The sequence below is a fragment of the uncultured Chitinophaga sp. genome, from assembly GCF_937874145.1.
Lineage (GTDB): Bacteria > Bacteroidota > Bacteroidia > Chitinophagales > Chitinophagaceae > Chitinophaga.
Map to the genome: position 1 here is coordinate 1 of NZ_CALNBI010000256.1, position 7202 is coordinate 7202.

At 54.0% G+C, this 7202-nt stretch carries 5 protein-coding genes; 3 read left to right on the forward strand and 2 right to left on the reverse strand.

Going from position 1 to position 7202, the window contains the following annotated elements; all coding sequences use genetic code 11:
• On the forward strand, positions 1–427 hold a 427-nt coding region (locus Q0510_RS12755; protein ID WP_298712183.1), incomplete at its 5' end, for a glycosyltransferase.
• Between the two features lie 10 nt (positions 428–437).
• Positions 438–1205: a methyltransferase domain-containing protein gene (locus Q0510_RS12760; RefSeq protein WP_298712185.1), complete on the forward strand. Its 768-nt coding sequence runs from the start codon at positions 438–440 to the stop codon at positions 1203–1205.
• 52 nt (positions 1206–1257) lie between these two features.
• Here Q0510_RS12760 and Q0510_RS12765 read toward each other — a convergent pair whose 3' ends face one another.
• Both Q0510_RS12765 and Q0510_RS12770 read right to left on the reverse strand, forming a co-directional pair.
• Positions 1258–2097: a beta-1,6-N-acetylglucosaminyltransferase gene (locus tag Q0510_RS12765; protein WP_298712187.1), complete on the reverse strand. Its 840-nt coding sequence runs from the start codon at positions 2095–2097 to the stop codon at positions 1258–1260.
• Between the two features lie 6 nt (positions 2098–2103).
• Positions 2104–3432 (reverse strand): lipopolysaccharide biosynthesis protein, encoded by a 1329-nt coding sequence (locus Q0510_RS12770; protein WP_298712190.1) that lies wholly within the window; start codon positions 3430–3432, stop codon positions 2104–2106.
• Between the two features lie 492 nt (positions 3433–3924).
• Here Q0510_RS12770 and Q0510_RS12775 point away from each other — a divergent pair.
• Positions 3925–7202: PKD domain-containing protein (locus Q0510_RS12775; protein WP_298712192.1), on the forward strand; the 3278-nt coding region annotated here is incomplete at its 3' end.

Genomic DNA, 7202 nt, shown 5'->3' on the forward strand with positions numbered 1-7202 from the left:
CGAGCTGAAACAGGCTGCCGTTGATACCGCCGCTGCACTGGGGATTTCGGATAAAGTGATTTTCGACAATTTCCGGCAGGATGTGCCCGCCGTGCTGCAAGGCATCGATATTTACTGCCTGCCATCGCTCTGGGAAGGATTTCCCATCGGCGTGCTGGAAGCCATGGCCATGGGTAAAACCGTTGTGGCCACGGATGTGGACGGCACCCGGGAAGCAGTGACACATGAAGAAAACGGGTGGCTCATTCCACCTAAAAATACCGCAGCTCTCGCCGGCGCTATTGCGAAAATGGCCGCCGACGAGCCGCTGCGGGCCAAACTCAGCCAGGCCGCTATCCAAATGGTCCAGGAAAAATACAATGTATCGGGCATGACCCGCCGAATAGAAAACGTTTACACCTCACTTTTTAGCGACAAAGTGCAATAACCAAATTGTTATGACACAGAAAACGATCACCTACGAATACGAACGCATCGCGGACATCAAAAGACTTAAATTCATTGCCAGCCACCTCCAGCAGGAAATCCCCGCAGGCGGCCGCGTGCTCGACGTCGGTTGCGGCAACGGCGTTATCAGCCGCCACCTCGGCCAGTTCGGCTACGACGTGCTCGGCATCGACATCAGCCAGAAAACCATCGACGTGGCCCGCTCCAAAAACACCCTCCCCAACGTCCGCTTCGAAGCCATCAGCGCAGAAGCGCTGACCGCACAAGGCGAACGCTATGACGCCGTGATCTGCAGCGAAGTGCTCGAACACCTCGACCGTCCCGGCGAACTGTTAAAAGTGATTTATGATTCGCTGAAAGACAATGGCCTGCTCGTGGTTACCGTGCCCAACGGCCAGGGCCCGCGCGAATTGTGCGTGACCCGGCCCATGCTCAAAGCCAGGAACCACCCCGCCACCTGGAAATTCATCAATAAAATTAAATCAGCGCTCGGGTTCAAAGGGACCACCGTGCAATCGCAGGCCGACAACCTCGATCACGTGCAGTTCTTCACCCGTAAAGCGCTCCTCGATATCGCCAGCCAACACAACTACCGGATCATCAAGTTCGCAAAAACGAATTTCGTGGAAGACGTATTCCCCTTCTCGCTGCTGACCAAGCGCGTGAAATTTTTGCAGAAACTGGATTGCGAGGTAGCGGAAATATTGCCTATCGGTTTCACCGGCGGTTTTAACACCCTCTGGAAAAAGAAAGCGTAGGCATTCACTAGGTGTAATAACAAAGGCCATCCAATAATTGGAAGGCCTTTTTTTATTTGAGCCGTGCGTCTATGAGATCGAGCAGCTCCGGCTCTTTGTCCATTTCGAATTTTCGCGCCAGCAACATGCCGCTGGCAAGCATGGCGTCTATATCATCCCGCCCGAGGTTTTTGGGGTGTTCCTTCCCGGCCGACCAGTCGATGTAATGAAGGTCGTAACCGGTCACCGCGTGCCGGTAGGGGCTGTTCATCAGCAACGTCTGGAAAATGAACTCGTCGGGGCCCCAGGTAAACCGGAAGAACCTGCTGATGGAGGGGTGTTTCCGGATGTGGTCCAGCAGGAAAACGACACAGTCCATTGTCAGCGTCCACCACTGTGACCCTGAGTACAGGCGCATGCCCATGGGCGGCTTGCGCGGTGGCATCAGGCGGGTGAACAGTTGCGCCAGCTTGTATTTGCCGGGGAAATTGTATTCTACCAGGTGGTAATTGTTCATTTTGGATAGCATCGCCTGCAGTTCCGTGTCGGGGATCAGCCCGATATACTGCCGGTCTGAGGGACGAGTTAGGAAATCCACGATCTCACCCACCGGCTTGATGATGTAATCCTGTCCGCTCGCCATTGTTACGTATGCGTAAGGCACACCCGATGCACGGACCGTTTCCATGCAATACAGCGTGGCTTCCACCATGCTGTAACCTGCCCATTTGATATTCACGCGCGGTTTAACGAGAAAGGTCTGGGGTTGGGAAAGCGCCTGCTGCCATTCTGCCAGGTTGCACTTGGCATCGATATGAACATAGCAATCAACGTCCGGATGGGCGAGCTTTTTCAGCAGCCGTTCCAGTTGTGCGGGATTGCGGTGGGCGAGTATGATGAATGCGATTTTCATTTGAGGTTAATGTGAAAGTTTAAGCACTTTGTTGACCAATTGCCTGAATTCCGCCCAGCCGTATTTCCAGATGTCGGCGAAATTGACGGCCGTGTGCTTTTTCATGATGTGATAGCCATAGCCTACGGCAAATACGATGTGCAGGAAACCCGCGATCGCCACCGAAATGATATCGGGGAAGATCCAGGTGAGCACCACTGCGAAGAGGGCGTTCAAAACCAGCTTCAGCATATTTTTGAAAAAGTTGACCTGCGGCAGGTTGATCATGTCGAGCGTTACGCCGTTGAAGCGGTCCAGCGGCCAGAGAATAGCCGTCAGCAAGGTAATGCGGACTACGTGCCTGGCTTCCAGGTATTCCTTATCGGCGAGCAAAATGATCAGCGGTTCGGTGAAAAGCAGCATTCCTACGATGCAGGGAATGATGAGAATTGTCACTGTTCCGGTATACCGGCAAAAAGCGATGGCCACCGCTTTGGGATCGTTCCGGTTGGCGGCTGCGGAAATGGTAGGCTGGGCCGTTGCCACGAAGCTCCGCAGGAGAATTTCTATCACTTCCATGAATTTCTGCGGGATGCTGAACAACGCCACCTTGGCTGATCCCAGCATGGTAAGGATCACCATGTTATTGGTGTAGTTGATGAGGGAAGATGACAGGATACTGCCGATGATGAGCCTTCCATACCTGTAAAGTTCCATGGCCTGCTGCCGGGTACGGAAAACGATATTCCGGATGCCCGTCCACCTGCGGGCCAGGCAATACAAGCTCGAAACGGCCATGGAGGCGGCATAGGCATAAAGCACGTTCGGCAAAGTGACCTGCCCGGTCAACCATAAAATGCCCACCAGCACCAGGAAGCTACCGTTCTGCGCGATGCGGATATACACGATCTGGTGAAACCGGTTTTCGGCCTGCAACACCCAGGTGGCGAAATTCATGGGGAGGGAAAGAAGCGTAAGGATGCCCAGCCAGGGGATGAAAAACCGCCAGTTGGCATCCAGCCAGGGCGTGGCTACGAAAGCGCCCGCCAGTGATAATACGATGTAGGCAGCCGTGAGGAGCAATGCAACATGCCATGCGGCCCCCGCAACGGTTTTCGCGGCCTGCGCTTCCGCACCGGAGTAAAATTTGATGAGGCCGGATTGCAGCAAACCTGTCCTGACCTGGTCCAGGATATTATAGGTAGTGGTAAAAATAACCCAGATGCCGAAATCGTCAAGGCTGAGCAGCCTTACAAGAATGGCGAAGGAAAGCACATTGAAAACAGCGGAAACAACATTTCCCAGCAGGGATTGAAATTGTTTGTTGCGAAAAAAGGAAAACAGGCCAGGCAGCATGAAATCAATTAAGTCTGGAAAAAAGTAAACCTAGTTGTCAGGCGGCTCATCAAAGGAAGGGTTAAAAAACACTAACAGAGAAGTGTATGTCGATTGGGCGCAAGTTATAAATTATTGTAAAATAATCTGCAAAATTTCCCCTATAAAATCCTGTACAATTAATTGTCAGATAATTATGAATGTTTCTATAGATAATTTATATCGAATCATAATGTATATGATAATTTTTTTCTATTTGTTTTAGAAAAATTTGTTTCTTTGCGTAGCAACAACAGTAAGGGAATTTGTAGTGTCGTCGTAAATGTCTGCCCCTTTCTGAAATTTTACCATACTCGGTCCATACCAAGAAAAACCTTGTGCGTGAAGCAATTTAACTTTTGTCGGAGGTGGCTTGGCCGCTGCTTCTGGTTCCTTACAATAATTGCCCTTAAGCCTGGTGCGTACGCGCAGCAGGTTCCCAGAACGATCCCTGCGCCTTATACCGTGAATAACATGACGGGGTTTTATGAGGCGCTGCCGGCTGACTATGCCACCAGCGGTAAAAAGTACCCGCTCCTGATTTTCTTGCACGGCAGGGGAGAACTGGCAGGTGCGAATGCCACCACGGTTGGCGCAAAAGTGACGGATAACGGCCCCCCGCGCCTGATCCGCGACGGCCAGTTCCCTGCGTCTTTCACGGTAAACGGTCAAACGCACTCCTTCATCGTGATCACGCCACAATTCAAAGGCTGGCCTGGCTCGGGGGAAGTATTCCTCCTGCTGAAATATCTCAAAACTTTTTACCGGATCGACCACGACCGCATTTACATCACGGGCCTTAGCATGGGCGGCGGCGTGACCTGGGGCGCCCTTTCCGAAAATGCAGACTCCGCAAAGCAGATCGCTGCTGCTGTAGTGGTTTGCGGCGCATGGGACCCTTCCGGCGTATCGCATCTCCCGCCCAGGATCGCCGCCAATAACACCGCCGTGCTCGCGACGCACAACGATCGCGATCCCGACGTACCGCTTGCTTATTCGCAAGGCTGGGTAAACGGTATCAACAATGCCACACCCGCCACCAAAAATCCCGCCCGGCTCACGGTATGGGCCTCCACGTCACATAACGCCTGGACCAAAACCTACGACCCGAATTATAAAGACCCCGAAACGGGCCTCAACGTATACGAATGGATGCTCCAGTACACCAAAGGCGGCGTCATCTCCAACCCGCCGCCCACTGGGAACGGCGGCAAGCGCATTACCGTGAGGACCACCGGCACCAACATCATCTACTACGATAACGCCACCACCCAACTTGGCGTCAAGCCCGGCGATACCCTCTGCATCCCGGCCGGCGATTACGAATATATCCACTTCGCCAAACTGGAAGGCACCGCGGAAAAACCCATTGTCATCACCAACTGCGGCGGGCTCGTAAGGGTAGGGGTAAACAGCTCCGCCACCGCCGCCAGCTTCGTTTTCAACACTTCCAAACATATCAAGGTGGAAGGTAACGGCGCGCCCTCCGTCAAATACGGATTTGATGTAAATGGCACCAATAAAAACGGGCAGAAAATGTTCGGCGTATTCTTCGGCAGCGGGTCCACCGACTTCGAAGCGCACCACATCTATATCCACGACGCCGGCATGTTCCTCCAGGCCAAAACCCTCCAGTCCTGCGACCACCCGGAATGGCTCGACCCCGTATTCACCATGCGCAACGTTAAAATCCACGATCTCCTGTGCCGGAACTCCGCCTGGGAAGGATTTTATATCGGGAACACGCATTACCTCTGGTCTTCCGGTTCCTGCACCGACCTCGCATCGCACCGCATTGAAAACATCCAGGTTTACAATAACGACCTGGAAAACATGGGCAGCGACGGCATGCAGATCTCCGTGGCCGACAAAGGCGACAACCGCATCTACGGCAACCGCGTCGTGAATTACGCCATGGCCAAAAACAGCCCGCACGGATACGGCATCCTGTCTGGCGGCGGCAGCGCGCTGCGGATTTACAACAACTTCATCAGCAAGGGTTACAACTCTGCGATCGAGATCTTTGGCGCAGGTATCAATCACGTATACAACAACGTGATCACGGATATCAAGTTTGAAGGCATCAACATATCCGATAAAAACCTCTTCGAACCGGCAACCGGCTACATCTATAACAACACCATCATCAATACGGGTGTGAACGGCATTAAGATCTACGCCGACCAAACCACGCTCGGCCACAAGGTGTATAACAACCTCGTTGTCGCTCCCGGCACCGCCTGGGACCGGCCCATGAACGGTTACTATATCCAGGGATCCAAACCGGTTCTTTACGACTTCGCCAATAACCTGAATTTCAAAACAATCGAAGAAGCCGGATTCCAGGCCGCCAACATCGGTGATTACAGGCTGAAGGCGGGTTCCGGCGCTATAGACGCCGGCCGCAATATGGCAGACCTGGGGCTCACCGCCGATCATGACGGGAAGCCCCGTCCGTTCAACAATACGTTTGACGTCGGCGCTTTCGAATACAACAACGCTTCACCGTCCCAGTTTACCACCGTTACTGCGGGCAACGATATCCTCATTTCACCGCCCACAACCAGCGTTACCCTGAGGGGAGCTGCATCCACTTCAAACGGCGGTACGATCACGGCGTTCAGCTGGAATAAAATCAGCGGGCCCGCGCAGGGCAGGATCGTCAGCCCGGCATCCGCCACCACCGATGTAACCGGCCTTGTTGCTGGCAGCTACGTTTTTGAACTGAAAGTAACGAACAACGACGGCGGCGTGGCTACCGACATGATTACGGTTACCGTTCTCAGCGCTGCTAACAAACCGCCGGTTTCCATGGCGGGCGGCGATGTGGTCCTGACTTTGCCCGCCAACGCAACGCAACTTACCGGCAGCTTCTCCATCGACCCTGACGGCGTGATCGTAACTTATGTTTGGGAGAAGGTGAGCGGCCCCGCGGCCGGTTCGATGCTGGACCGCAACGCGAGCAATACCGACCTGACGGGCCTTACCGCAGGCGAATATGTGTACCGCCTCACGGTTACCGATAACGGCGGACTGGTCGGCTACGATGATGTGAAGATCACCGTGCAGGGCGCATCCACCAACAAGCCCCCGGTAGCCAATGCCGGCGCGGACCAGACGCACCGTATTCCCGTGGGCACGCTCGCGCTTGACGGCAGCGCTTCCTCCGATCCGGAAGGGCCGATCGCTACTTACTCCTGGAAAAAACTCAGCGGTCCCGATGGCGGTATCCTGGCTACACCCTCTGCCGCTAAAACCAATGTCACCAGTTTCCCCACGGCGGGAGAATATATCTTCGAGCTGACCGTAAAAGACGGCGATAACGTGACAGCAACCGACCAGGTGAAGATCACCATTACGGCCGCAAACGTTCCCCCGGTCGCCAATGCCGGCAGCAACATCATCATCACCTACCCATTGAATAACGCAAGGCTAGACGGCAGTTCATCTAAAGACGAAGATGGATCGCTCGCCTCTTTTTCTTGGACCAAAGTATCCGGCCCGGCGGCTGGCACTATTTCCACGCCGGACGCCGCAGCGACTTACGTCACAGACATGACGCCGGGCGTTTATGTTTTCAGGCTCACGGTTAAAGATAATGAGGGCGCCACTTCCACTGCCGACGTAACGGTAACGGTCAACAACGCGAATACGCCCCCTGTTGCAAATGCAGGCAGCGATATTACGATCACATTACCCACCACCACGGCATTGCTCGATGGCACTGCCTCGACTGACGCCGAAGGTATGCT